This window comes from Bacillus sp. FSL K6-1012, assembly GCF_037964915.1.
Lineage (GTDB): Bacteria > Bacillota > Bacilli > Bacillales > Bacillaceae > Bacillus > Bacillus halotolerans.
Genome location: NZ_CP150175.1, coordinates 969498 through 993403, shown reverse-complemented (window position 1 = coordinate 993403; position 23906 = coordinate 969498). Strand labels below are relative to the sequence as shown.

Annotated in this window: 21 protein-coding genes, 16 tRNA genes, 3 rRNA genes and 1 riboswitch; of the genes, 8 read left to right on the top strand and 32 right to left on the bottom strand. The window is 45.3% G+C overall.

Annotation, left to right across the window (positions count from 1 at the left end; translation table 11 throughout):
* Positions 1-11: 11 nt before the first annotated feature.
* The 3 genes from NSS75_RS05105 to NSS75_RS05095 all read right to left on the bottom strand — a co-directional run bounded on the left by NSS75_RS05105 (position 12) and on the right by NSS75_RS05095 (position 3113).
* A complete protein-coding gene (locus NSS75_RS05105) occupies positions 12-197 on the bottom strand; it encodes an FbpB family small basic protein (RefSeq protein WP_024120673.1) in 186 nt (61 codons plus the stop codon).
* Positions 198-339: 142 nt separating this feature from the next.
* Entirely contained in the window at positions 340-2112 is a 1773-nt protein-coding gene (thiC, locus tag NSS75_RS05100; protein ID WP_339237564.1) for a phosphomethylpyrimidine synthase ThiC, read from the bottom strand.
* A 132-nt stretch (positions 2113-2244) separates the two neighbouring features.
* A riboswitch (TPP riboswitch) is annotated at positions 2245-2352 on the bottom strand.
* Positions 2353-2420: 68 nt separating this feature from the next.
* Positions 2421-3113: a Type 1 glutamine amidotransferase-like domain-containing protein gene (locus NSS75_RS05095; protein ID WP_101863931.1), complete on the bottom strand. Its 693-nt coding sequence runs from the start codon at positions 3111-3113 to the stop codon at positions 2421-2423.
* Positions 3114-3214: 101 nt separating this feature from the next.
* Here NSS75_RS05095 and NSS75_RS05090 point away from each other — a divergent pair, with 101 nt between their 5' ends.
* The 3 genes from NSS75_RS05090 to NSS75_RS05080 are packed head-to-tail and all read left to right on the top strand — an operon-like array spanning position 3215 to position 4952.
* The gene (locus NSS75_RS05090) at positions 3215-3439 is read left to right on the top strand and encodes a hypothetical protein (RefSeq protein ID WP_024120670.1); all 225 of its coding nucleotides are present in this window, start codon (positions 3215-3217) and stop codon (positions 3437-3439) included.
* Positions 3436-3795 (top strand): spore coat protein, encoded by a 360-nt coding sequence (locus NSS75_RS05085; RefSeq protein ID WP_010333479.1) that lies wholly within the window; start codon positions 3436-3438, stop codon positions 3793-3795. The genes NSS75_RS05090 and NSS75_RS05085 overlap by 4 nt, the downstream gene beginning before the upstream one ends.
* A gap of 20 nt (positions 3796-3815) precedes the next feature.
* Positions 3816-4952 (top strand): zinc-dependent alcohol dehydrogenase, encoded by a 1137-nt coding sequence (locus NSS75_RS05080; RefSeq protein WP_101863728.1) that lies wholly within the window; start codon positions 3816-3818, stop codon positions 4950-4952.
* 40 nt (positions 4953-4992) lie between these two features.
* Here the strand turns inward: NSS75_RS05080 and NSS75_RS05075 are convergent, their stop codons facing one another.
* Entirely contained in the window at positions 4993-5190 is a 198-nt protein-coding gene (locus NSS75_RS05075) for a hypothetical protein (protein ID WP_010333477.1), read from the bottom strand.
* 153 nt (positions 5191-5343) lie between these two features.
* On the opposite strand from NSS75_RS05075, the gene spo0M reads away from it, so the two are divergent.
* Positions 5344-6120, top strand: coding sequence for a sporulation control protein Spo0M (gene spo0M, locus NSS75_RS05070; protein WP_326323367.1), 777 nt, complete (start codon positions 5344-5346; stop codon positions 6118-6120).
* Positions 6121-6215: 95 nt separating this feature from the next.
* Here spo0M and NSS75_RS05065 read toward each other — a convergent pair.
* The 20 genes from NSS75_RS05065 to NSS75_RS04970 form a co-directional block, all read right to left on the bottom strand.
* A tRNA-Leu gene (locus NSS75_RS05065) sits at positions 6216-6297 on the bottom strand.
* Positions 6298-6551: 254 nt separating this feature from the next.
* Positions 6552-6640: transfer RNA gene (locus tag NSS75_RS05060), tRNA-Leu, on the bottom strand.
* Between the two features lie 7 nt (positions 6641-6647).
* Positions 6648-6718: transfer RNA gene (locus tag NSS75_RS05055), tRNA-Cys, on the bottom strand.
* 5 nt (positions 6719-6723) lie between these two features.
* Positions 6724-6798, bottom strand: a tRNA-Gly gene (locus NSS75_RS05050).
* Between the two features lie 49 nt (positions 6799-6847).
* Positions 6848-6919, bottom strand: a tRNA-Gln gene (locus tag NSS75_RS05045).
* Positions 6920-6928: 9 nt separating this feature from the next.
* Positions 6929-7004, bottom strand: a tRNA-His gene (locus NSS75_RS05040).
* Positions 7005-7028: 24 nt separating this feature from the next.
* Positions 7029-7102, bottom strand: a tRNA-Trp gene (locus NSS75_RS05035).
* A gap of 5 nt (positions 7103-7107) precedes the next feature.
* Positions 7108-7192, bottom strand: a tRNA-Tyr gene (locus tag NSS75_RS05030).
* A gap of 22 nt (positions 7193-7214) precedes the next feature.
* Positions 7215-7287: transfer RNA gene (locus tag NSS75_RS05025), tRNA-Thr, on the bottom strand.
* A 5-nt stretch (positions 7288-7292) separates the two neighbouring features.
* Positions 7293-7368, bottom strand: a tRNA-Phe gene (locus tag NSS75_RS05020).
* A 12-nt stretch (positions 7369-7380) separates the two neighbouring features.
* Positions 7381-7457: transfer RNA gene (locus NSS75_RS05015), tRNA-Asp, on the bottom strand.
* 13 nt (positions 7458-7470) lie between these two features.
* A tRNA-Met gene (locus NSS75_RS05010) sits at positions 7471-7547 on the bottom strand.
* 7 nt (positions 7548-7554) lie between these two features.
* Positions 7555-7630: transfer RNA gene (locus NSS75_RS05005), tRNA-Val, on the bottom strand.
* Positions 7631-7639: 9 nt separating this feature from the next.
* Positions 7640-7711 (bottom strand) — tRNA-Glu (locus tag NSS75_RS05000).
* A gap of 34 nt (positions 7712-7745) precedes the next feature.
* A tRNA-Ser gene (locus NSS75_RS04995) sits at positions 7746-7837 on the bottom strand.
* A 5-nt stretch (positions 7838-7842) separates the two neighbouring features.
* A tRNA-Asn gene (locus NSS75_RS04990) sits at positions 7843-7917 on the bottom strand.
* 9 nt (positions 7918-7926) lie between these two features.
* Positions 7927-8042: ribosomal RNA gene (gene rrf / locus NSS75_RS04985) — 5S ribosomal RNA — on the bottom strand.
* Between the two features lie 106 nt (positions 8043-8148).
* A 23S ribosomal RNA gene (locus tag NSS75_RS04980) occupies positions 8149-11076 on the bottom strand.
* Between the two features lie 169 nt (positions 11077-11245).
* Positions 11246-12795, bottom strand: a 16S ribosomal RNA gene (locus NSS75_RS04975).
* Together the 16S, 23S and 5S rRNA genes with 16 tRNA genes alongside form the textbook arrangement of a ribosomal RNA operon.
* A gap of 295 nt (positions 12796-13090) precedes the next feature.
* Positions 13091-13975: a nucleotidyltransferase-like protein gene (locus NSS75_RS04970; RefSeq protein ID WP_024120667.1), complete on the bottom strand. Its 885-nt coding sequence runs from the start codon at positions 13973-13975 to the stop codon at positions 13091-13093.
* Positions 13976-14181: 206 nt separating this feature from the next.
* On the opposite strand from NSS75_RS04970, the gene NSS75_RS04965 reads away from it, so the two are divergent.
* Positions 14182-14535 (top strand): YgzB family protein, encoded by a 354-nt coding sequence (locus NSS75_RS04965; protein WP_010333473.1) that lies wholly within the window; start codon positions 14182-14184, stop codon positions 14533-14535.
* 30 nt (positions 14536-14565) lie between these two features.
* On the opposite strand, the gene perR is transcribed toward NSS75_RS04965, so the two are convergent.
* Complete coding sequence (gene perR, locus NSS75_RS04960; protein ID WP_010333472.1) at positions 14566-15003, bottom strand: peroxide-responsive transcriptional repressor PerR; 438 nt, start codon at positions 15001-15003, stop codon at positions 14566-14568.
* Positions 15004-15137: 134 nt separating this feature from the next.
* Positions 15138-15611, bottom strand: a complete 474-nt coding sequence (gene bcp / locus NSS75_RS04955) for a thioredoxin-dependent thiol peroxidase (RefSeq protein WP_095714792.1) — start codon at positions 15609-15611, stop codon at positions 15138-15140.
* A 151-nt stretch (positions 15612-15762) separates the two neighbouring features.
* On the opposite strand from bcp, the gene NSS75_RS04950 reads away from it, so the two are divergent.
* Both NSS75_RS04950 and NSS75_RS04945 read left to right on the top strand, forming a co-directional pair.
* Positions 15763-17052, top strand: a complete 1290-nt coding sequence (locus tag NSS75_RS04950) for a glutamate-1-semialdehyde 2,1-aminomutase (RefSeq protein WP_101860258.1) — start codon at positions 15763-15765, stop codon at positions 17050-17052.
* A gap of 220 nt (positions 17053-17272) precedes the next feature.
* A complete protein-coding gene (locus tag NSS75_RS04945) occupies positions 17273-18334 on the top strand; it encodes an aromatic acid exporter family protein (RefSeq protein WP_339236294.1) in 1062 nt (353 codons plus the stop codon).
* 72 nt (positions 18335-18406) lie between these two features.
* On the opposite strand, the gene NSS75_RS04940 is transcribed toward NSS75_RS04945, so the two are convergent.
* The 5 genes from NSS75_RS04940 to fabL all read right to left on the bottom strand — a co-directional run bounded on the left by NSS75_RS04940 (position 18407) and on the right by fabL (position 22422).
* Complete coding sequence (locus NSS75_RS04940; RefSeq protein WP_141243810.1) at positions 18407-20149, bottom strand: ABC transporter ATP-binding protein; 1743 nt, start codon at positions 20147-20149, stop codon at positions 18407-18409.
* 84 nt (positions 20150-20233) lie between these two features.
* Entirely contained in the window at positions 20234-20764 is a 531-nt protein-coding gene (locus NSS75_RS04935) for a DUF402 domain-containing protein (RefSeq protein WP_003239685.1), read from the bottom strand.
* 143 nt (positions 20765-20907) lie between these two features.
* Positions 20908-21168: a YgaB family protein gene (locus NSS75_RS04930; RefSeq protein WP_024120661.1), complete on the bottom strand. Its 261-nt coding sequence runs from the start codon at positions 21166-21168 to the stop codon at positions 20908-20910.
* 173 nt (positions 21169-21341) lie between these two features.
* On the bottom strand, positions 21342-21599 hold the full coding sequence (gene sspE / locus NSS75_RS04925) for a gamma type acid-soluble spore protein SspE (protein ID WP_024120660.1): 258 nt from the start codon (positions 21597-21599) through the stop codon (positions 21342-21344).
* 70 nt (positions 21600-21669) lie between these two features.
* The gene (gene fabL, locus NSS75_RS04920; protein WP_339236290.1) at positions 21670-22422 is read right to left on the bottom strand and encodes an enoyl-[acyl-carrier-protein] reductase FabL; all 753 of its coding nucleotides are present in this window, start codon (positions 22420-22422) and stop codon (positions 21670-21672) included.
* 82 nt (positions 22423-22504) lie between these two features.
* Here fabL and NSS75_RS04915 point away from each other — a divergent pair, with 82 nt between their 5' ends.
* Positions 22505-22729 (top strand): hypothetical protein, encoded by a 225-nt coding sequence (locus NSS75_RS04915; RefSeq protein WP_024120659.1) that lies wholly within the window; start codon positions 22505-22507, stop codon positions 22727-22729.
* A 22-nt stretch (positions 22730-22751) separates the two neighbouring features.
* Here NSS75_RS04915 and mutY read toward each other — a convergent pair whose 3' ends face one another.
* Entirely contained in the window at positions 22752-23852 is a 1101-nt protein-coding gene (mutY, locus tag NSS75_RS04910; RefSeq protein ID WP_213418446.1) for an A/G-specific adenine glycosylase, read from the bottom strand.
* Positions 23853-23906: the final 54 nt, after the last annotated feature.

The window sequence follows — 23906 nt, the reverse complement described above, 5'->3', positions numbered from 1 at the left end:
CAGCGGGTTTTTTACATAGATTTACGGATTGCCGTATGCTTCTCGTCAATCTTCATATAAATTTTTTCCATTAACTCCTCACTATTCATTATCTCCCGCTTGTTCTTTTCAATAAGAAGCGCCAGCGGCAGCATCTGATTGCCATATGTTTTTCGTTTTCTGAAGCGTCTTCTCCCTTTCTCTTTTTTGGTTCCCATCATTTCTCCCTCCTTTAAAAATAAAAAAGGCTCTTATCTCAAAAGATAAGAGCCTTCGGTGATCCGATCAGCAAATGTTGGAAATGTATATTAGCTATATTTAAACGTATTCAATTCGGCCTGTCAATGACTTTCTATACTGTTACTTATAAAGTTTGCTCCCTTGATTCACAAATTCCTCGGCTTTTTCTTTCATGCCCTCTTGAATGGCATCCCACTCATTAAGCTCTTTGTCTTTGGCATAATCACGGATATCCTGAGAAATTCTCATGCTGCAAAATTTCGGCCCGCACATCGAACAGAAATGAGCCGTTTTCGCCCCTTCAGCAGGCAGGGTCTCATCATGATATTCAAGCGCTCTTTCCGGATCAAGCGACAGGTTAAATTGGTCTCGCCAGCGGAATTCAAAGCGGGCTTTTGATAAAGCGTCATCTCGTATTTGCGCTCCCGGATGCCCTTTTGCAAGGTCAGCCGCATGCGCCGCAATTTTGTATGTAATAACCCCTTCCCGCACATCTTCACGGTTTGGCAGCCCGAGATGCTCCTTCGGCGTCACATAACAAAGCATGGCCGTACCGTACCAGCCGATCATCGCCGCTCCGATCGCTGATGTAATGTGGTCATAGCCCGGTGCAATATCCGTCGTCAGCGGTCCTAGCGTGTAAAAAGGCGCTTCTTTACAGATTTCCATTTGTTTATCGACGTTCTCCTTGATTTTATGCATCGGCACATGACCCGGCCCCTCAATCATCACCTGAACATCATGCTTCCAGGCAATTTGCGTGAGTTCTCCGAGAGTCTCTAATTCAGCAAACTGCGCTTCGTCATTGGCATCGGCAATTGACCCTGGGCGAAGCCCGTCTCCAAGAGAAAAGGCAATATCATACGTTTTCATAATTTCACAGATTTCTTCAAAATGAGTATACAGAAAGCTTTCCTGATGATGAGCCAGACACCACTGGGCCATAATCGCTCCGCCGCGTGACACAATTCCCGTTGTCCGTTTAGCAGTTAGCGGCACATATCGCAGCAAAACACCCGCGTGAATCGTAAAATAATCCACACCCTGTTCAGCCTGCTCAATCAGCGTGTCACGGTAGATTTCCCACGTTAAATCCTCCGCTACACCGTTTACTTTTTCAAGCGCTTGATAGATCGGAACGGTGCCAACCGGAACCGGACAATTTCGGATAATCCATTCACGCGTCGTATGAATATCTTTCCCCGTGGAAAGATCCATCATCGTATCTGCTCCCCAGCGAATCGCCCACGTCATTTTTTCCACTTCTTCTTCAATCGAAGATGTAACGGCTGAATTCCCGATATTCGCGTTAATTTTCACATGGAAATTTCGGCCGATTATCATTGGTTCACTTTCCGGATGATTAATATTTGCTGGAATAATCGCCCGGCCGCTGGCTACTTCATCTCTGACAAATTCGGGAGACACATGCTCACGAATAGCGATAAACTCCATTTCAGGGGTAATTATCCCCTTTTTCGCATAATGCATTTGAGTGACATTTTGGCCTGTTTTCGCCCGCAGCGGTTTCCGTTTTAACCCGGGATAGCTTACATTAGGGTTAGCCTTTTTATAGCCGTTGTCTTCTGGCTTCACAGCACGTCCATCGTATTTTTCAACATCGCCGCGCCCAGTGATCCACTTGTGCCGAAGCGGTTTTAAACCTTCTTGAATATTAATTTTTACATCGGGGTCCGTATACGGTCCGCTTGTATCATAGACACGAACCGGCGCGTTTTCCTCTTCGCCGAATGATCCTGTTGTCGGACTGAGTTCAATTTCTCTCATCGGCACTTGAATATCCGGCGAAGCCCCCTCTACATATACTTTTTTACTCCCCGAAAAACTCGACATAATGGAAATGTTGGCTTGCTGCACTGAATGATTTTGCATCACTTATCCTTCCCCTCTCTTTGTTTGAAAGGACAAAATCAAGCCCATAACCAGCACAAAAAACCGGATTCAATTGAATGAACCCGGTTACAGTCAGAAAGAAACATATTATTGCAGTATTCAGCAATAATAAAAACAATTCCTCTACTTCCCCACGCTGGTACGAACCAGATCAGGTCCAAAGGGTTAAGAAGCATATCTTCTCTCTCAGCCCGTCAGCGGGCACCCCCAGTAACTATTAATTTCGCACTTATAGTATCATAAAAACAAACTGAAAAAAAGAGCAATGTATAAAATATTCAGCAAATTCAAGACAAATATGTAATCGGCAATGCTATTTCGGAGATTTCATTTTCATGAAGCACCACCTGATACGCATTTGCATCAGATCTTGAACTCACAGCCTGAAAAAAATGATCATCAATAAAATGAAGAGCTGCTCCATCATCCGCCGCATAACCGCTGCTCAACGCTTTCTCTGATATCATGTGATGATATGTAGGTCTCCGATCCTTTTCTCCATCATAATGAGGACAAAAACTGCCTTGCAAAAAACCCAAGCTTTTCAAACCGGTCAGCGGTCCGGCAGAATCCGTCACACCTTCTTCAAACCAGCAGATCGCACCTGCACTTAATCCCGCTAAAATAATCCCGTTCTCCCAAGCTTTTTTCAATATGTGATCCAGTCCCCACTCCTTCCACAGCACCAGCAAATTTCTTGTATTTCCCCCGCCGACATAAATCACATCTTTCTCCATAATAAAGGAGGCTAAATCTGTTGTCGGCGGCTTAAATAAAGACAAATGAGACGGGTCACAATCAAGCTTTTGAAAAGCATGGTAAAACCGCTGAACATAGTTCTCCGCATCCCCGCTTGCCGTTGGCAAAAAACAAATGCGAGGTGAGGGCTGCTTTGACTGATTAATGATAAATTGATCAAGAACCAGATGATCTGGTTCCATTGAAAAACCTCCGCCGCCCATCGCAATAATCTGTTTCATCATCCGACTCCCCCAAGAAAATATTTTCCCCATTATAGCACTTTCGCATAAAAGCATGATACAAGGTAAAAATACCTTTGAATCAGGAGGTGACCGAAAAAATGGAACAAGACCGTTTGGCAAACCACGAAACAGTTGATTTACACGAAATCCTCAACTTCAAAACCGTATGTTTACTTAAATCAAAAATGATGCAGGGACTGGTGTTCGATCAGGAACTGAGAGCCCTTATGGAGAAGGATGTACAGCAGTCTGTACGGGACGTAACTGAGCTTCAGAGCCTCTATCAAAAGGCCCCGACAATAACAGGAGGTGACTATCATTGAACGATTTCTTAGACCCGAAAAACGCAAAAGGCATGCCTGACCTTGCTGATTCAGCACTTGCCCTAGATTTCTTAATTTCCGTAAAAACCGGCATCAAAAATTATGCTGTCGCCATCACGGAAACCGCAAGCCCAGAACTCAGAACAGCATTGCGAAATCAATTAGACGCCGCTATTTACCTGCACGGAGAACTATCACAGCTCATGATGGAAAAAGGCTGGCTTTTCCCTTCTGACTTGGACAAACAATTTCAAATCGATATGAAATCAGCACAAACAGCCGTTGATATCGCTGGGCTAAAACTTTTCCCCGATAACACGAACCGTCTCGGAACATTCGCAACGCCCGATCACTAAACAATAAGGAGACATCATGAATGAAAGCTGTTACGTATCAAGGCATTAAAGACGTCCGCGTCAAAGAGGTAAAAGCGCCAGAAATCAAAAAACCTGATGATATCATCGTCAAACTGACAACCACAGCAATCTGCGGATCTGATTTACACCTAATTCACGGCATGGTTCCCAATTTTCCTGAAGATTATATCATCGGCCATGAACCAATGGGCATTGTTGAAGAAACAGGCCCCGACGTTCACAAGGTTAAAAAAGGCGATCGTGTCATCATACCGTTTAACGTCAGCTGCGGCGAATGTTTTTTCTGCAAAAACCAGCTTGAAAGCCAATGTGACAATTCAAATGCAAACGGCGAAGTCGGTGCTTATTTTGGCTATTCAGACTCAGCAGGCGGCTATCCCGGAGGCCAGGCTGAATACATGCGCGTCCCCTATGCTAACTTCACTCCCTTTAAACTTCCTGATGACTGTGAAGTAGAAGATGAGAAATTGGTATTGCTTTCAGACGCTATGTCGACAGCCTATTGGAGCGTAGACAACGCAGGAGTAAAAGAGGGAAATACCGTCATTATTCTCGGCTGCGGTCCTGTCGGGCTGCTCGCGCAAAAATTCGCATGGATGAAAGGCGCCAAAAGAGTCATTGCAGTGGATTATGTAGACTATCGCCTTCAGCACGCAAAAAAAACAAACAATGTAGAAATCGTTAATTTCGAGCATCATGAAAACGCTGGTTCATATTTGAAAGAAATCACACAGGGCGGTGCAGATGTCGTCATCGACTGCGTCGGAATGGACGGCAAAATGTCCCCGCTTGAATTTCTCGCCACCGGTGTTAAAATGCACGGCGGAGCCATGGGTGCGCTGGTAACGGCGGCACAGGCTGTCAGAAAATGCGGCACAATTCAAGTGACAGGTGTGTACGGAATGAGATACAATGCATTTCCATTCGGAGACATCTTCCAAAGGAACGTAAATATTAGAACCGGCCAAGCCCCCGTCATTCATTATATGCCGTACCTGTATGAACTGATTGCTACAGGTAAAGTAGATCCGGGCGACATCATCACACATGTTCTGCCGTTAGATCAAGCAAAGCACGGTTATGAGGTGTTTGATACGAAAACAGACGGAGCCATTAAAGTGCTTCTTAAACCATAAAAAAAGACGGTCTCTCATTTTGAGAAGCCGTCTCTCTATTTTATTGCTCCACTCTTCTTAACGCTTCGTTTACTGTTTCTTTTATAAACGCGTCTTCCCCGGTCAAACTGTCTAATCTGAGTTCACCGCTTCTCAGTCTTTCTGAAAGATTGTTAATGTCCTCCTCGACTGTGATTTGCAGCTCACCAGCTAAAAACATTCTATGTAATTCATCAGCGACCATCGTTTCTTTATTCATTCATATCTCCTCCTATACTTAAGCATCACTTTTAGTCTGTCCCTCAGATAAACGATTATAGGAAAAAAGGTTCATTTATTTCAAAATAAATGAACCTTTTTTCCTTCTTCCCACGTATAACTGTTGAGAAAAAGAAAAAGGGGAAGATCTAATATGTCATTTTTTAAGAAACTTGCCGCAAGTGCCGGCATCGGCGCAGCAAAAGTCGATACCATTTTGGAGAAAGATGCGTATTGTCCAGGAGAAGAAGTCCGCGGAACTGTACATGTAAAAGGCGGGAAAATCGCCCAGGATATCCGTTATATTGACTTACAGCTCAACACAAGATATGTCATTGTAAAAGACGATGAAGAGCACCGGAAACACGCAACAATTCATTCTTTTCGGGTAACTGGTTCATTCACCATTCAGCCTGAAGAAGAACACCAATTTCCGTTCTCCTTCATCCTGCCTCTTGATACACCGATTACTGTAGGGAAGGTAGAAGTCGCAGTAGTGACAGACCTTGACATTCAAGGCGGTATTGATAAATCAGATCACGATCGTATCTTCGTAGAAGCACATCCTTGGGTTGAAAATGTATTAGAAGCAATTGAGAACCTTGGCTTCCGTCTTAACGAAGCAGACTGTGAACAGGCATCTTACTTCCAGCGCCGTCTGCCTTTCGTTCAAGAATTTGAGTTTGTTCCAACATCAGGCTATTACCGTCAGATGCTTGATGAATTAGAGCTTATTTTTCTTTTAGAGGAAGACGGTTTAGAAATTATTTTCGAAGTTGATCGCCGGGCAAGAGGCCTGCGTGGATGGCTGGAAGAGATGTATAATGACGGAGAGCAGCTTGTACGTGTCCGTTTCAGACAATCAGAGCTTGATGATATCGAACAACTTGAAGAGGTCTTAGAAGAGATCATCGACCAATATGCTGAGTAAATAACAAAAAGGAGCCTATATTAAGCATAGGCTCCTTCTTTTAATTAAAACAAAAACCTGTTTCTTACATAAGTAAGAAACAGGTTTTTATTGGATACCGGTGGTCGGGGTCGAACCGACACTCCAGAAGGAACACGATTTTGAGTCGTGCGCGTCTGCCAATTCCGCCACACCGGCAAGTTTTACGTCGTATCTAACCGACGAATATAAATATATCATGGATATGATAAAGTGTCAATGTATTTCAAAAAAGTTTTTTGGGAAATATAATAATAAAGGGCTAAAGCGACTTTTTATGAAATACAGCCCAATGCTTACTTCGACACTTTCATACAATAAAAAAATGATCTACATAAGTAGATCATTGATATGATTAGCTTCATTATATTTTTAAGCACAAACACCAATTTAACTTATCAAGTAAGTAAAATTGGTGCCGAGGGCCGGACTTGAACCGGCACGGTAGTCACCTACCGCAGGATTTTAAGTCCTGTGTGTCTGCCAATTCCACCACCCCGGCAAAAGAAAGGCGACACCCGGATTCGAACCGGGGATAAAGGTTTTGCAGACCTCTGCCTTACCACTTGGCTATGCCGCCGTAATTGGAGCGGAAGACGGGATTCGAACCCGCGACCCCCACCTTGGCAAGGTGGTGTTCTACCACTGAACTACTTCCGCATCTTAAGGGACTTAATACATTATATTCAATTGATATAAAAAAGTGAGACTGGGCTAGCTGGATTCGAACCAACGCATGACGGAGTCAAAGTCCGTTGCCTTACCGCTTGGCTATAGCCCAATGATAATATGGGGCGATTGATGGGAATCGAACCCACGAGTGCCAGAGCCACAATCTGGTGCGTTAACCACTTCGCCACAACCGCCATAATCTCAAGATGTCATAAATTTGGCAGGGGCAGTAGGAATCGAACCCACACCGGAGGTTTTGGAGACCTCTGTTCTACCGTTAAACTATGCCCCTATAAATGGTGGAGGGGGGCAGATTCGAACTGCCGAACCCTGAGGGAGCGGATTTACAGTCCGCCGCGTTTAGCCACTTCGCTACCCCTCCACATTAAGTTTTGAAAAAACAGTGCCGGCAAGAGGACTTGAACCCCCAACCTACTGATTACAAGTCAGTTGCTCTACCAATTGAGCTACACCGGCATAGGTGGTGGCTCGGGACGGAATCGAACCGCCGACACACGGATTTTCAGTCCGTTGCTCTACCAACTGAGCTACCGAGCCTTATTATTTAAATGGCGGTCCGGACGGGACTCGAACCCGCGACCTCCTGCGTGACAGGCAGGCATTCTAACCAACTGAACTACCGGACCATTTGATTTTAATTGGTTGCGGGGGCAGGATTTGAACCTGCGACCTTCGGGTTATGAGCCCGACGAGCTACCGAACTGCTCCACCCCGCGATGATAATGGTGGAGGATGACGGGCTCGAACCGCCGACCCTCTGCTTGTAAGGCAGATGCTCTCCCAGCTGAGCTAATCCTCCATCATATAATGACCCGTACGGGATTCGAACCCGTGTTACCGCCGTGAAAGGGCGGTGTCTTAACCGCTTGACCAACGGGCCCAGACTTTCAATTGTGATTATGTATAAATATCAGTGGCGGAGAGCAAGGGATTCGAACCCTTGAGACGGAGTTGACCGCCTACACGATTTCCAATCGTGCTCCTTCGACCACTCGGACAGCTCTCCAATAATGGCTCCGCAGGTAGGATTCGAACCTACGACCGATCGGTTAACAGCCGATAGCTCTACCACTGAGCTACTGCGGAATGAAGTCTGCCTGGCGATGTCCTACTCTCACAGGGGGAACCCCCCGACTACCATCGGCGCTGAAGAGCTTAACTTCCGTGTTCGGCATGGGAACGGGTGTGACCTCTTCGCCATCATCACCAGACAATTTCAGTGACATTTAACATTATACTATGTATATCTTGAAAAATCAAGAGTTTTTTTGAGATATTCTCTCAAAACTAGATAACAGGTGTGACATCATTAGAAATTAGGTTAAGTCCTCGATCGATTAGTATCTGTCAGCTCCATGTGTCGCCACACTTCCACCTCAGACCTATCAACCTGATCATCTTTCAGGGATCTTACTTCCTTGCGGAATGGGAAATCTCATCTTGAGGGGGGCTTCATGCTTAGATGCTTTCAGCACTTATCCCGTCCGCACATAGCTACCCAGCGATGCCCTTGGCAGAACAACTGGTACACCAGCGGTGCGTCCATCCCGGTCCTCTCGTACTAAGGACAGCTCCTCTCAAATTTCCTGCGCCCGCGACGGATAGGGACCGAACTGTCTCACGACGTTCTGAACCCAGCTCGCGTACCGCTTTAATGGGCGAACAGCCCAACCCTTGGGACCGACTACAGCCCCAGGATGCGATGAGCCGACATCGAGGTGCCAAACCTCCCCGTCGATGTGGACTCTTGGGGGAGATAAGCCTGTTATCCCCGGGGTAGCTTTTATCCGTTGAGCGATGGCCCTTCCATGCGGAACCACCGGATCACTAAGCCCGACTTTCGTCCCTGCTCGACTTGTAGGTCTCGCAGTCAAGCTCCCTTGTGCCTTTACACTCTGCGAATGATTTCCAACCATTCTGAGGGAACCTTTGGGCGCCTCCGTTACCTTTTAGGAGGCGACCGCCCCAGTCAAACTGCCCACCTGACACTGTCTCCCCGCCCGATAAGGGCGGCGGGTTAGAAGGTCAATACAGCCAGGGTAGTATCCCACCGATGCCTCCACCGAAGCTAGCGCTCCGGTTTCCAAGGCTCCTACCTATCCTGTACAAGCTGTACCAACATTCAATATCAGGCTGCAGTAAAGCTCCACGGGGTCTTTCCGTCCTGTCGCGGGTAACCTGCATCTTCACAGGTACTATAATTTCACCGAGTCTCTCGTTGAGACAGTGCCCAGATCGTTGCGCCTTTCGTGCGGGTCGGAACTTACCCGACAAGGAATTTCGCTACCTTAGGACCGTTATAGTTACGGCCGCCGTTTACTGGGGCTTCAATTCGCACCTTCGCTTACGCTAAGCGCTCCTCTTAACCTTCCAGCACCGGGCAGGCGTCAGCCCCTATACTTCGCCTTACGGCTTCGCAGAGACCTGTGTTTTTGCTAAACAGTCGCCTGGGCCTATTCACTGCGGCTCTCTCGGGCTTGCACCCTAACAGAGCACCCCTTCTCCCGAAGTTACGGGGTCATTTTGCCGAGTTCCTTAACGAGAGTTCTCTCGATCACCTTAGGATTCTCTCCTCGCCTACCTGTGTCGGTTTGCGGTACGGGCACCTCTCACCTCGCTAGAGGCTTTTCTTGGCAGTGTGGAATCAGGAACTTCGCTACTATATTTCGCTCGCCATCACAGCTCAGCCTTATGGGAAACGGATTTGCCTATTTCCCAGCCTAACTGCTTGGACGCGGATATCCAATACCGCGCTTACCCTATCCTCCTGCGTCCCCCCATTGCTCAAATGGTGAGGAGGTGGTACAGGAATATCAACCTGTTGTCCATCGCCTACGCCTTTCGGCCTCGGCTTAGGTCCCGACTAACCCTGAGCGGACGAGCCTTCCTCAGGAAACCTTAGGCATTCGGTGGAGGGGATTCTCACCCCTCTTTCGCTACTCATACCGGCATTCTCACTTCTAAGCGCTCCACCAGTCCTTCCGGTCTGGCTTCACAGCCCTTAGAACGCTCTCCTACCACTGTTCGAAGAACAGTCCGCAGCTTCGGTGATACGTTTAGCCCCGGTACATTTTCGGCGCAGAGTCACTCGACCAGTGAGCTATTACGCACTCTTTAAATGGTGGCTGCTTCTAAGCCAACATCCTGGTTGTCTAAGCAACTCCACATCCTTTTCCACTTAACGTATACTTTGGGACCTTAGCTGGCGGTCTGGGCTGTTTCCCTTTCGACTACGGATCTTATCACTCGCAGTCTGACTCCCAAGGATAAGTCATTGGCATTCGGAGTTTGACTGAATTCGGTAACCCGGTAGGGGCCCCTAGTCCAATCAGTGCTCTACCTCCAAGACTCTTACCTTGAGGCTAGCCCTAAAGCTATTTCGGAGAGAACCAGCTATCTCCAGGTTCGATTGGCATTTCACCCCTACCCACACCTCATCCCCGCACTTTTCAACGTGCGTGGGTTCGGGCCTCCATTCAGTGTTACCTGAACTTCACCCTGGACATGGGTAGATCACCTGGTTTCGGGTCTACGACCACGTACTCATGCGCCCTATTCAGACTCGCTTTCGCTGCGGCTCCGCATCTTCTGCTTAACCTTGCACGGGATCGTAACTCGCCGGTTCATTCTACAAAAGGCACGCCATCACCCGTTAACGGGCTCTGACTACTTGTAGGCACACGGTTTCAGGATCTCTTTCACTCCCCTTCCGGGGTGCTTTTCACCTTTCCCTCACGGTACTGGTTCACTATCGGTCACTAGGGAGTATTTAGCCTTGGGAGATGGTCCTCCCGGATTCCGACGGAATTTCACGTGTTCCGCCGTACTCAGGATCCACTCTGGAGAGAACGAAGTTTTGACTACAGGGCTGTTACCTTCTATGGCGGGCCTTTCCAGACCTCTTCATCTACCTCGTTCCTTTGTAACTCCGTATAGAGTGTCCTACAACCCCAAGAGGCAAGCCTCTTGGTTTGGGCTAATCCCGTTTCGCTCGCCGCTACTCAGGGAATCGCATTTGCTTTCTCTTCCTCCGGGTACTTAGATGTTTCAGTTCCCCGGGTCTGCCTTCTCATATCCTATGAATTCAGATATGGATACCACTCCATTACGAGTGGTGGGTTTCCCCATTCGGAAATCTCCGGATCAAAGCTTGCTTACAGCTCCCCGAAGCATATCGGTGTTCGTCCCGTCCTTCATCGGCTCCTAGTGCCAAGGCATCCACCGTGCGCCCTTTCTAACTTAACCGTTAAAAAGAATCACTATGTGATATCTTGTGTTACTAATTGAATGTGATGTCTACTGTTATCTAGTTTTCAAAGAACACGTTTCGAAGGAATGATCCTTCAAAACTAAACAAGACAGGGAACGTTCTGTTTATAAGACCCAAGGTCTTATATTCCGTAAATATCCTTAGAAAGGAGGTGATCCAGCCGCACCTTCCGATACGGCTACCTTGTTACGACTTCACCCCAATCATCTGTCCCACCTTCGGCGGCTGGCTCCATAAAGGTTACCTCACCGACTTCGGGTGTTACAAACTCTCGTGGTGTGACGGGCGGTGTGTACAAGGCCCGGGAACGTATTCACCGCGGCATGCTGATCCGCGATTACTAGCGATTCCAGCTTCACGCAGTCGAGTTGCAGACTGCGATCCGAACTGAGAACAGATTTGTGGGATTGGCTTAACCTCGCGGTTTCGCTGCCCTTTGTTCTGTCCATTGTAGCACGTGTGTAGCCCAGGTCATAAGGGGCATGATGATTTGACGTCATCCCCACCTTCCTCCGGTTTGTCACCGGCAGTCACCTTAGAGTGCCCAACTGAATGCTGGCAACTAAGATCAAGGGTTGCGCTCGTTGCGGGACTTAACCCAACATCTCACGACACGAGCTGACGACAACCATGCACCACCTGTCACTCTGCCCCCGAAGGGGACGTCCTATCTCTAGGATTGTCAGAGGATGTCAAGACCTGGTAAGGTTCTTCGCGTTGCTTCGAATTAAACCACATGCTCCACCGCTTGTGCGGGCCCCCGTCAATTCCTTTGAGTTTCAGTCTTGCGACCGTACTCCCCAGGCGGAGTGCTTAATGCGTTAGCTGCAGCACTAAGGGGCGGAAACCCCCTAACACTTAGCACTCATCGTTTACGGCGTGGACTACCAGGGTATCTAATCCTGTTCGCTCCCCACGCTTTCGCTCCTCAGCGTCAGTTACAGACCAGAGAGTCGCCTTCGCCACTGGTGTTCCTCCACATCTCTACGCATTTCACCGCTACACGTGGAATTCCACTCTCCTCTTCTGCACTCAAGTTCCCCAGTTTCCAATGACCCTCCCCGGTTGAGCCGGGGGCTTTCACATCAGACTTAAGGAACCGCCTGCGAGCCCTTTACGCCCAATAATTCCGGACAACGCTTGCCACCTACGTATTACCGCGGCTGCTGGCACGTAGTTAGCCGTGGCTTTCTGGTTAGGTACCGTCAAGGTACCGCCCTATTCGAACGGTACTTGTTCTTCCCTAACAACAGAGCTTTACGATCCGAAAACCTTCATCACTCACGCGGCGTTGCTCCGTCAGACTTTCGTCCATTGCGGAAGATTCCCTACTGCTGCCTCCCGTAGGAGTCTGGGCCGTGTCTCAGTCCCAGTGTGGCCGATCACCCTCTCAGGTCGGCTACGCATCGTTGCCTTGGTGAGCCGTTACCTCACCAACTAGCTAATGCGCCGCGGGTCCATCTGTAAGTGGTAGCCGAAGCCACCTTTTATGTTTGAACCATGCGGTTCAAACAAGCATCCGGTATTAGCCCCGGTTTCCCGGAGTTATCCCAGTCTTACAGGCAGGTTACCCACGTGTTACTCACCCGTCCGCCGCTAACATCAGGGAGCAAGCTCCCATCTGTCCGCTCGACTTGCATGTATTAGGCACGCCGCCAGCGTTCGTCCTGAGCCAGGATCAAACTCTCCGATAAATGGATCGCAGATTAAGTTCACCACATCCTGTGGTAACATCTGCGTGATCTGCATCGTGCAGACCTCAGTTTGACTGACTACGCACATCGCTGTGCGATTTATAATAAAACTTGAATTAACAGGTACGTTTTGTCTTGTTTAGTTTTCAAAGATCATCCGCCACTTCTTTAAGAAGCGACTTTTTCAGTATAACATTTCGACTTTGTTTTGTCAAATGTTTTTTATTTTATTTCTCCGCCGCTGTGAGCTTATTTTTTCAGAAGCGCATCAGCGACGTTTAATAATATACCATGCTCAGGAATCAGAGTCAACATCTTTTTTAAAAGAATATCCTCGATGAAAGACAGCCTGTCCTTTGGTTTCAATTCGGCACACGCTGATAAGACCTTTTTCTGTCAGGTAATCAAGCATGACGCCAAGGTCTTGAGTAAAATGTTTTAAGTCAGGATGCTGAAGAAGCTCGCTAAATTGCCATATGTCCTTTTCTTTCATCACTTCAAAAAGATGTGCTGAACCAATCTCAGCTTTAGAATGAATAAGAAAATCATTTGCTAAAAATAATAATTCAAGTCTTTTTTCCAAGCTTTCGTGACTTTCAATCAGCTCGGAATATAATTTGTACACTTGAGGTTCCATCTGACGCACTTGACTCCACACAGTGGTTTCCGGATGGAATCCTCTGTCGATTACTTCAATACGTGCTAGATGATGCAATGCATGGACTACTGCATTGTAGGCATCTAAAAATTGATTGGCTTCAAAGAAAGCTTTTCCTTCAACGTATCTTCTAATTAACTTGCCGTATTCAAGGCCGATCTTCAGTTTACGTTCTGCAAACGGAAAAGTATTAAGCCTGTCGATAAGCTCAGCAATATACTCATTGCGGTCAAACATGACTCTTCCGTTTACAATCCAATCTATGATTCTCCTATTTGTGCCGAGCAAAATCCATTCTTGAACCTGAGCATCAGTTATCACATGCAAAGAGGCTGTTTTGTGATCAAATTCATAATGCTTTATAAAAACAGGCTTATCAGACTGCTTTACAATGACAAGCAAAGCGGCATCAAAGTTGTCTGTTATGGAAGACGTTTTGTTTCTTCTCTCAATCATAATAACAGCCAATGTATTGGGATGACTTGCTCTTTCTTGGTAAATTGGACGGAGAAGATTTTCCATCACTATTCCTCCAATGCAATTGTTCAATTTTTTTATTCTCTATTTGATTCAATTCTATGGTTAAATCGAAATTCCTTTTTTCTAAACACATTGAACTATTATAAACAATTTCAAAGCAAGTCTCCATATTTAAATTCCATTTCAAACGAAAACATGAAGAAAATACCATCGGGTTTGTGCTATATTTAATTCAGAGGGGGATGGACATGGCGAAATACTCCAGCAAAATTAATAAAATCAGAACGTTTGCGTTAAGTTTGGTTTTCGTTGGGTTTATCATTATGTACATCGGGATCTTTTTTAAGGAATCCGTTTTGCTTTCGAGTTTGTTTATGATACTTGGGCTTTTATCTATCGGGCTCAGCACGGTTGTTTATTTTTGGATCGGCATGCTCTCGACTAAAGCGGTTCGGGTCATTTGTCCGGGCTGTGAAAAAGAGACCAAGGTTTTAGGCAGAGTAGATATGTGTATGCATTGCAGAGAGCCGCTGACTTTAGATCAAAGCTTAGAAGGAAAAGAATTTGATGAGTCTTATAATAAGAAGAAAATGTCGAAATAAATAAGCTGACCGTTTCGCGGTCAGCTTATTTTAATGGTTTTCTTTTTTTGAACACTCTTGGCAGACGCCGTAAATTTCTAAACGGTGGTGGCTTACTTTAAAGCCGGTCACATGTGCAGCAAGCTGCTCTACTTCATCAAGGCCGGGATAGTGGAAGTCCACAATTTTACCGCAGCTTTCACAAATGGCGTGATAGTGATCGGATGTAACAAAATCAAATCTGCTGGAAGCATCACCATATGTGAGCTCTTTTACCAGGCCGGATTCCCGGAACACACGCAAGTTGTTATATACCGTCGCTACGCTCATGTTAGGAAATTTTCCTTCCAGAGCTTTATATATATCGTCCGCTGTTGGATGAGCCATAGAGTTAACGAGATATTCCAGAATCGCATGACGTTGAGGAGTAATGCGAACTCCGGTTTCCTTCAACGTTTCTAAGGCTTCTTTTAGTTCATGTGCAGCCATCCGTCATGCACCTCTCTTCTAAAAAAGATTCTTACATTATAATGTTTATAATTAGTGTAACTCTTTTTACGATAATTTGTCAATTGATATTAGGGTAAAAGTTGCAGCATATGCTATGAGGCTGATTGACGATTTTACTTTCCCGACATATCTTTCAGCGTCTGGAGCGCTTCGGCTACATGGTCTTTCACTTTTACCTTTCTCCATTCTTTAATGAGCCGGCCTTCTTTGTCAATTAAAAAAGTGGAGCGTTCAATCCCCATATATTCTTTTCCGAAGTTTTTCTTCAGTTTCCATACATCAAACGCCTCCGCCAGCTTGTGTTCGTCATCGACAAGCAGCAAGAACGGCAGATTATGCTTCTCTTTAAATTTCCCGTGTTTTTCCTCGCTGTCCGGGCTGACGCCGATAATCACAGCATCCAGCTCAGCGAAGTTTTCATGGCTGTCACGAAAATCGCAGGCTTCAGTTGTGCATCCCGGTGTCATGTCTTTTGGATAAAAGTAAAGGACGATATATTTCCCTTCATAATCCGATAATTTTACTATCTCCCCATGATCGCCTTTCAACTCAATCTCAGGCGCTTTTTGTCCGATTTCAATAGTCATTTCTTTACCTCCGGATGTTTTTGTATTAAGCGTATCCAATTCTTGTCCAGATTACAACTATGACCCTGTATCTTGAGCCTGAATCCGTTGTTCTTGTCTGGAAGCATGCTACAATAGAGGGGACGCAAGGAGATATAGGAGGTTATTATTTTTGTATACAAAATCAGTTGAACTTCACCGTGAAGCATTAGAGCATATTGTCGGCGGTGTAAACAGCCCTTCAAGATCATATAAAGCAGTTGGCGGGGGTTCTCCTGTTGCAATGGAGAAAGCAAATGGCGCTTATTTTTGGGACGTCGACGGAAACAAATACATTGATTATTTGGCGGCTTACGGGCCAATCATCACCGGACATGCCCACCCGCATATTACAGAGGCGATTAAAAAAGCCGCGGAAAACGGTGTATTATATGGAACACCGACAAAACATGAGGTTACTTTTGCAAAGATGCTGAAGGAAGCCATCCCTGCTATGGATAAAGTAAGATTCGTCAATTCAGGGACAGAAGCTGTGATGACGACCATCCGTGTGGCTCGTGCTTACACAGGCCGCACCAAAATCATTAAATTTGCAGGCTGTTATCACGGCCATTCAGATCTTGTGCTCGTAGCGGCCGGCTCCGGTCCGTCTACTCTGGGCACGCCTGACTCAGCCGGTGTACCGAAAAGCATTGCAAACGAGGTCATTACAGTTCCATTTAATGATATTGACAGCTACAAAGCGGCCTTAGAGAAATGGGGCAGTGAAATCGCAGCGGTTCTCGTTGAACCGATTGTCGGCAACTTCGGTATCGTTGAGCCAAAAGAAGGTTTCTTAGAACAAGTAAACGAACTGACACACAATGCGGGCGCCCTCGTTATTTATGATGAAGTCATTACTGCTTTCCGCTTTATGTATGGCGGTGCACAGGATCTTTTACAGGTGAAACCGGATTTAACTGCACTCGGAAAAATTATTGGCGGCGGACTTCCAATTGGAGCCTATGGCGGCAAACAAGAAATTATGGAGCAAGTCGCACCGCTCGGCCCTGCATATCAGGCAGGAACAATGGCCGGAAACCCCGCTTCTATTTTATCCGGCATTGCTTGCCTGGAAGTGCTGAAAGAAGAAGGCGTGTATGAAAAGCTTGACCGTCTTGGCGCTATGCTTGAGGAAGGCATTTTGGCACACGCAGAAACCCATGGCATCACAATAACAGTCAATCGCTTAAAGGGTGCGCTGACGGTTTACTTCTCTGATGAGAAAGTAGAAAATTACGATCAGGCAGAACGCAGTGACGGTGAAACATTCGCTACGTTTTTCAAGCTGATGCTGGAGCGCGGCATTAATCTCGCACCTTCTAAATATGAAGCGTGGTTTATTACAACAGCACATACAGAGCAGGACATTAAAGATACGCTTGCTGCTGTTGAGGATGCTTTTAAACATCTTAAAAAGTAATATTGCACATCCCCGGACAGGAGCTTATAAGCTCCTGTTTTTGTGTACTTTTAAAATGCGTGTAAGATTTTGGTCTTTTTCTTGAGAAATAGCTTGAATAATTGTATTGATCCCTGTATATTACTTAATTGTTTAGCAAATAAACTCACAGGGAATTTTAATGATTAGCCATTTGCTAGGTCAAACAATTTATTATAGAAAGGAATGCACGCACAAACCAATGAAACTTGGTGCCCGCATTTTCAAAACAGGGATCGCGATTACGCTGGCTCTTTATTTAGCTTCGTGGATCGGACTTCCCGCACCGATTTTTGCTGGGATTGCAGCGATATTTGCGATCCAGCCGTCAATTTACCGCTCTTTTCTTATTATTATTGATCAGGTTCAGGCAAATATTATCGGAGCTGTTATTGCCACAGTGTTCGGTCTTATTTTCGGACCCAGTCCGATTATGATCGGATTGACAGCAGTTATTGTTATTACCATAATGCTGAAGCTTAAAATTGAACATACGATTTCGATTGCTCTTGTTACAGTTATTGCGATTTTAGAATCTGCCGGTGACGACTTTTTAATGTTTGCGCTGATCAGAACAAGCACAGTCATTTTAGGGGTGCTTTCTTCCTTTATCGTCAACCTGGTATTCCTGCCGCCTAAGTACGAGACAAAGCTGATTCATAACACAGTCGAAAACACTGAAGAAATCATGAAATGGATCAGGCTGATTATGCGCCAGTCAACAGAGCATTCGATTTTGAAAGAGGATATTGAAAAATTGAAAGAAAAAATGTTCAAGCTAGATCAGACATATCTTCTATATAAAGAAGAAAGAAGCTACTTTAAGAAAACGACTTACGTGAAATCAAGAAAACTTGTCCTGTTCAGACAGGCGATAATAACCGCAAACCGGGCGCTCGACACGCTGAAGAAGCTGCATCGCCTGGAAAACGAGATTTATCATATGCCTGAAGAGTTTCAGGAAACACTGACTGAAGAACTTGATTACCTTCTTTATTGGCACGAGCGGATTTTGATGAGGTTTGTCGGCAAAATTAAACCGCATGATGATACAGATGAAGAAGGCATCCAATACAAACAGCTGCTGACAAAGTCATTTCTTAAAAACCAGCGCAACTCAGATGATGAGCTTCTTGATTATAATATGCTTAATATTATGGCAAGCGCTGTAGAATACCGCGAGCAGCTTGAACATTTAGAAACACTTATTACAAGCTTTCAAACGTACCATCCGAAAGACTGCGAAATGGAAATAGAAGAGTAGCCCGGTTCATATGCCGGGTTTTTTTATACAAAAAAATCTTATATCCTTGATAAAAGGATATAAGATCGAAGTTTAATTCAAGTTTTGGATTGTGAATAAGTGCTTGTATTGACTGTCATAATCCATCAGTTCATCATGGGTTCCGGTTTCGATGATTGTTCCGTTTTCCATGACGACAATTTTATCCGCATGTGTGATGGTTGATAAGCGGTGAGCCACGACAAAAGTTGTTCTGTCCTTCGCCAGCTTGTCCATCGCTTCTTGAATGTAGTGCTCACTTTCAAGATCCAAAGCTGAAGTAGCTTCATCCAAGATCAGCAGCGGCGGATTTTTCAGAAATACACGCGCAATGGAAATCCGCTGTTTTTGTCCCCCTGAGAGCTTAACGCCTCTTTCTCCCACACGGGTCTCATACCCTTCCGGAAAACTCATAATAAAATCATGTGCATTGGCTGCTTTTGCGGCTTCCATAATGTCTTCAAGCGTGGCATCAGGTTTTCCGATCGCAATATTTTCTCTAATCGTTTCACTGAATAAAAAGGTATCCTGAAGCACCATGCCAACCTGATTGCGCAGGCTTCTTGCTTCATAATCCCGAATATCTGTCCCGTCAATCAATAGTTTGCCGCTTGATACATCATAAAACCTTGGAATCAGGCTGACGAGCGTGGATTTCCCTCCGCCGCTCATTCCAACGAGGGCTACGGTTTCTCCTCTGGTTACTTTTAAAGACACATCGTAAAGGATGTTTTCTTTTCCCTTTTCATATTGAAACGACACATTTCGAAATTCGACTTCTCCGCGGATATGGTCAGCTTTGATGGCATTTGGTTTGTCAGTCAGTTCATACGGCTCGTCAATAAATTCAAATACCCTGTCCATTGAAGCGATTGACTGCGTCAAGGTTGTAGAAGAATTAATCAGCCTTCTGACAGGGTTATACATTCTGTCGATATACCCGACAAACGCAACCATCGTTCCGACTGTCAGCGGTCCGTTGATGACAAAATAGCCGGCGAATGCAATCACGATGAGCGGTGCCAGATCTGTAATGGTGTTGACAACCGCAAAGGTTTTGGCATTCCAATTCGTATGACGGATTGCTTTATCTAAGAAATGGCTGTTTTTTTCATTAAAGTTGGCCTGCTCATGGTCTTCTATCGCAAAACTTCTGATCACTGGCATGCCTTGAATCCGTTCATGCAAATGCCCCTGTACCTGAGCAAGCGCCTGTGACCGCTCTCTTGTCAGCTTTCTTAAACGGCCGTAAAAATACTTCACTGATATACCGTATAACGGAAACAAAATGATGGAAATAAGCGTTAATTTAACGTCCAGTGTCAGCATGATAGAGATCACGATCAAAATCGTCAGCATATCGAGCCATATATTCATCAGACCTGTGATCACAAAATCCTTTGTTTGTTCCACGTCATTGATGACTCGGGAAATGACTTCCCCTGTTCTAGTATTCGCATAGAAACGAAGGCTCAGCTTCTGTATATGATCAAACAGCTTGGCTCTTATATCATAGAGTACCTTGCTGGCTGTCCACTGGGCAAAATATTGCCGATAATATTCAACAGGCGGGCGCAAAATTAAAAATAAGGCGAACATGATCGCCATAATGGTGAACAATGACGTTGTTTTGTCACTGGCCGTGCCGCCTCCTTGAATAATGTCGTCAACTACGTACTTCAGAAGCAATGGGAGAGCAAGCGGAATGGAGAATTTTACGATCCCGATTAATACTGTAATGAAAATTTGCTTCTTATAAGGTTTGACGAATTGCATATAGCGTTTCATAACCCCCACGTTGATTCCCCCTCTCTTTATCATGATGTGTGTGAGCCCATGTGAAAAACCTGTTGTACCCCGCAACAGGTTTTTACGTAACCATTATTTTGTATAGCGCAAATACCGTTCATACCACATATCGACAAACTCGGGTGCAAACGGGCCCTGCCGCTGATGAATCCAATGGAGCAGTGTGTTTAAGTAGTCTCTTAAAATACTGTCAATTTCTTTTGGATAATTCATGGATTTCCGATGATCATCATATTCGTCTTCATCGAGAATATTGTAAGTCATGTCAGGAAAAACCTTAACATCTAAGTCATAATCAATATATTTAATTGCTTCGCCATCATAGGCAAACGGAGAACTGATGTTGCAATAATAATGAACCCCGTCTTCCCTCAGCATCCCGATGACATTAAACCATTGTCTTGCGTGAAAATAACAGATTGCGGGCTCTCTGGTTATCCATGTCCGGCCGTCTGATTCGGTTACCATCGTCCGGTCATTGGCTCCGATGACACACATTTCTGTACTTTTTAAGATTGTTGTCTCATTCCAAATTCTATGAATCAGCCCATTATGCTTATAGCTGTGAATTTGAATGGTTTCTCCTTCCTTGGGATAACCCATATTTCTCCCCTACTTTCTATAAAGCCCTACAGTTAGTATGTCCAAATTTGCTTACCGACAACGTCTTTTACCTATTATAACGTTACAAATTGAAAAATGAAAATAAAAGAGCCATTCCGGCTTGGGAATGGCACATTCCTGCTCTACACATAGGAAGACGGCTTTTCTGAGCTGCGATATGAACGAATCACCTGCTCTGTCTGTTTCTGAAACGTATCCTGTATATCAGCAAGATGCTTTCGTTTTACCGCAATTTCATCCTGAATACCGCGCAGCCTTGCATCCCTTTCCAAGTGCCGGAGTTCTGCTTCGATTTCTTTGCAGCGGTCGAGCTCTGATTGGAGATCGAGAAGCTTGTCCATCGTTTTCATCTGTTCTATTACCAGCTTTTCAAATTCCGTCATCGGTTCCTCCTTCAGCCTGGTCAAAGTCTAAACGTTTCCACCATTAATCATTTCGATTCTGATCTAAGCAAACCCTTTGACTCATTCTGTTGAGCTTTCACAAGTTTTGTCGTTTTTCAAACAGAAAAAAGCACTTCCACCCGAAGATGAAGTGCTTTTTTCTGTTTCAGTGATTAGCTGTTTTGTTGTTTGTTTTGTTCAGCAGATTGGTTTTGCTGTCTTACCTGCTGTGTGTTAGTTTCGCTTGCGAATTCAGTGCCGAATTGACCTTGTTGGCCAGCAGCTGATTGTTGGTTTTGTTTTCTGACTTGCTGAGCGTTTGTTTCGCTAGCAAATTCAGTGCCGAATTGACCTTGACCAGCAGCTGATTGTTGGTTTTGTTTTCTGACTTGTTGAGCGTTTGTTTTGCTGAAGTTATTTGAGTTAGCCATTGTTATCACCTCCACGGTCATTAGAATGTGCAGGTAATCGAGTGGCTATTCCTTTTTTCAAAAAATTTTTTTAAACGAGCAGTGAGCGCCCGCCGTCAACGATAATGGTCTGCCCTCGGATCATGTCAGCTTTTGATGACACTAAAAATTCAACCGTATTGACCATATCTTTAATCTCTACCATACGTCCCGCCGGGGTATTTTGACGCGCATCCTCCAAAAGGTCTTCTCTGTTCGGGAAGTGTTTGAGCGCATCTGTGTCAATCGCTCCGCCTGATACCGCATTTACGATAATCTGTTTTGGTGAAAGCTCTACTGCGAGATAACGGGTTAAAGCCTCTAACGCAGCTTTTGACACACCAACTGTCGTATAGTTTTCAAGGTAGCGGATTGAACCTAATGAGCTGATGCTGACGATATGACCGCCGCCGTTTTTCTCCATCAGCTTTGCCGCTTCCTGAGCGCAGAAAAGCAAGGCTTTTGCATTGATGTTCATCGTCCAGTCCCAATGTGTCTCCTCTAATTCCATAACCGGTCTCAGTACGCCTGATGCAGCGTTATTAACAAAAACATCCAGTCTTCCAAAGGTTTCATCAATTTGCTGAAACATCTCTTTAATTTTTGCGGGCTGGCCTACGTTTGCTTTTACGATAAGCACTTTCACGCCAAGTTTTTCGATTTCTTCCGCTGTTTCCAGAGCGGCTTTTTTGCTGCGTGCATAGTTAATGACAATATTATAGCCGTTTTCCGCAAGTCTGATCGCCGCTGCTTTTCCGACGCCGCGGCTGCTTCCTGTTACGAGTGCACATTTATTTTGTTCCATTTTTTCCTCAGCTCCTTGTAGCGTATAGTTCTCTTCATTCCACAAACAATAATGGCAAGAACTTTAAAGGGGGTCTTCTGTTATGTATGTCGGACGAGATATGAGCGAATTGACCATGATTTCCAAAAAGGACTGGAAAAACAGTGAACTCGCCTTTTTTCATCATGCCTTTCAGCAAATTATGCCTTATTTGAACGAAGAAGGCCAATCAAAATACCGTGAATTAACGCAAGAGATTGAAGCGCGCGGCGGAATGAAGCGTAATGAAGCAGACTACAGCCACGGCACGCGCGTCAGTTATGATTAAGGACTCTTACCGAGCAGCCGAATTAAATGACTCCGGCTGCTTCCACTGCCATCTTCCAAATTTTCTGGTGTGACACTGGAAACGCGAATTCTTCAAGCTCTTCCTTCGTTACTTTTTTTAGGTCTGCAGTATCCGACACTTGTTTTACTTTACCGAAAAACACAGAAATATTCCATACCAGGTGGGTGAAAACATGCTCCACTACACCTTGGAGGTCACTGATTTCAGCTTTTATGCCAAAATCACTTTCTAAAAATGCAGTGAGCTGCTCGCGCTCTGTTTTGATTCCTTTTTGCGTTTCAAGATTCGGGAATTCCCACAGATTGGCAAGCAGTCCCTTAGACGGGCGTTTATGAATATAGACTTGTCCGTCATCATCTGTCAGTACAATTGCAGCCATTGTTTTGATTCCCGGTTTTTTCTTTTTGCTTTTCACCGGGAGTTCTCGTTCAGTGCCTTCTGCAAACGCTGAGCAATGCTGCTGAACAGGACAAAGCAGGCAAGAAGGTGATTTCGGCGTACAGATGATGGCTCCCAGCTCCATTAAACCCTGATTGAATTCAGAGGGTTTTTCTTTTGAAATAAACGCACGGACTGCTTCTTCAAAAATCGTTCTTGTTTTTGGCTTGGCAATATCATCCCAGATGGACAAAATTCTCGACATGACACGCATCACATTTCCGTCAACCGCGGGAATCGGTTTATTGTATGCGATGCTTAGCACCGCTCCTTTTGTGTAAGGACCTACGCCTTTTAAGCCGCCGAACTCTTTTTCTTCTGACGGAACAACTCCCCCGTATTGCTGCTTCACTTCTTTAACCGCGCTTTGCAGGTTTCTGACCCGCGAATAATAACCGAGGCCTTCCCATGCTTTGAGCACTTTTTCTTCATCGGCATCAGCGAGCGCTTCTACTGTCGGGAATTGCTCCACAAACCGTAAAAAGTAAGGAATGACCGTCTCTACCCTCGTTTGCTGGAGCATCACTTCAGATACCCATACTTTATACGGATCCTGGTCCTCTCTCCACGGCAGAATGCGCTGTTCTCTTTCGAACCAGTTAATTAAATCATTTTGAAATTGCTGTATATCTTTTTGTTTTATCTTATCTTCAAGTACGTTCATATGTGTTTCTCCCCAGTCTCTCGCGCCCCGCTTTTCTTTAGACTGTTTTTTGTT